The 1,238-nt window shown below is 41.3% G+C and carries 1 protein-coding gene and 1 pseudogene; both read right to left on the bottom strand.

Going from position 1 to position 1,238, the window contains the following annotated elements; genetic code table 11:
- Positions 1–617 (bottom strand): reverse transcriptase/maturase family protein (locus F6K37_RS43225; protein WP_287257318.1); only part of this gene is annotated, 617 nt, incomplete at its 3' end.
- A 66-nt stretch (positions 618–683) separates the two neighbouring features.
- A pseudogene (locus F6K37_RS43220) lies at positions 684–1,215 on the bottom strand (reverse transcriptase N-terminal domain-containing protein); the annotation flags it as partial.
- Positions 1,216–1,238: the final 23 nt, after the last annotated feature.

Below are 1,238 nucleotides of genomic sequence, written 5' to 3'. Positions count from 1 at the left end.
GTTTTACCTACCTTGTATTGACGGATATTGAATCCGATAAAGTCAAAACCTTCAAAAGTATGGGTAATTTTAGTTTTGCTTGGTTTTAATTCCAAACCCATGTCATTCAACCATTTATTGATGATTCTTTGACATTCTTCTACTACGGTTTGGTCTTTGTGTATGATGACAAAATCATCAGCATAGCGAATTAGACTTAATGCTCTTCTATTTTTGGATTTTTCTCCTTTCATAGAGATAGCATGTTGTTTAATTCGTTCTTCCATTCCGTGGAGGGCTATATTTGCTAGGAGGGGGGATATTATACCACCTTGGGGGGTACCCTCGTTTGTAGGTGAGAATGTTCCATTATCCATTACACCGGCTTTTAACCAAGATTTGATTAGTCGCCGAATGGATGGATAAGTATTTAATTTTTGAAGAAGAGCATCATGGTTGATTTTATCGAAGCATTTGGCAATGTCGGCATCAAGTATCCATTTGGGTTTTTTACTGATGCTGTTGAATATTGCTTGAATTGCGTCGTGACATGAGCGTCCTGGTCTGAATCCATATGAATTAGGTTCAAATTTGGCTTCCCGGAGACGAAACCTTAGATAGTGGAGCCTTACTAACAAGCCTTAAAACCTTCTCTGCATAACCTTAAAACTATAAAGGCTCCACTATCTTGCGGTAACTTCTGACCATTCAGGTTCGAGTGCCTGTTTGAGAAGTGCTTGTAGGGCGCGGTCATATATTGTAGGGATACCTAGAGGTCGTTTTTCCGTCCGTCCGGGTTTGGGTATCCAGACCCTTCTAGTTGGTTGAGCCTTCTTAGAGACCTTCAGGCTGGCTACTAAGGCGAGGCGTTGCTTATTGGTTAAAGCTTTTACCCCGTCTATTCCGGCAGTCTTTTTACCTTTGTTTTCTTGGGTAACCCTTCTGACCGCTATCATTTTGGCTGACCTTGAAGTTACCGTAAGAGAGTGGAGCCTTTATAGCGACAGGTTATAGGTAATAGTTTTAAGTTATATGAATTAAGGCTCCACTCTCTAAGGTTTCGTCCCAGGATTTCATCAGAGTCTTTTGAAGCTTCCTTACCACGCAAACGTCACCACGTTGGGAGGCTCGATATATCCGTTTTTGCAACTTAAATATGGTCATTTCTAGCTTGCGCCAGTTGACCCTATTCCATTCTGACTGTGGGGCAAACCCCCGAGTTTTAGACTTGTTCATTGCTACTTACAGCTAAATCATTT

The organism is Moorena sp. SIO4E2 (genome assembly GCF_010671945.1).
In the GTDB taxonomy this organism is placed as follows: domain Bacteria; phylum Cyanobacteriota; class Cyanobacteriia; order Cyanobacteriales; family Coleofasciculaceae; genus Moorena; species Moorena producens.
This window is presented reverse-complemented; position numbering and strand designations above follow the sequence as displayed.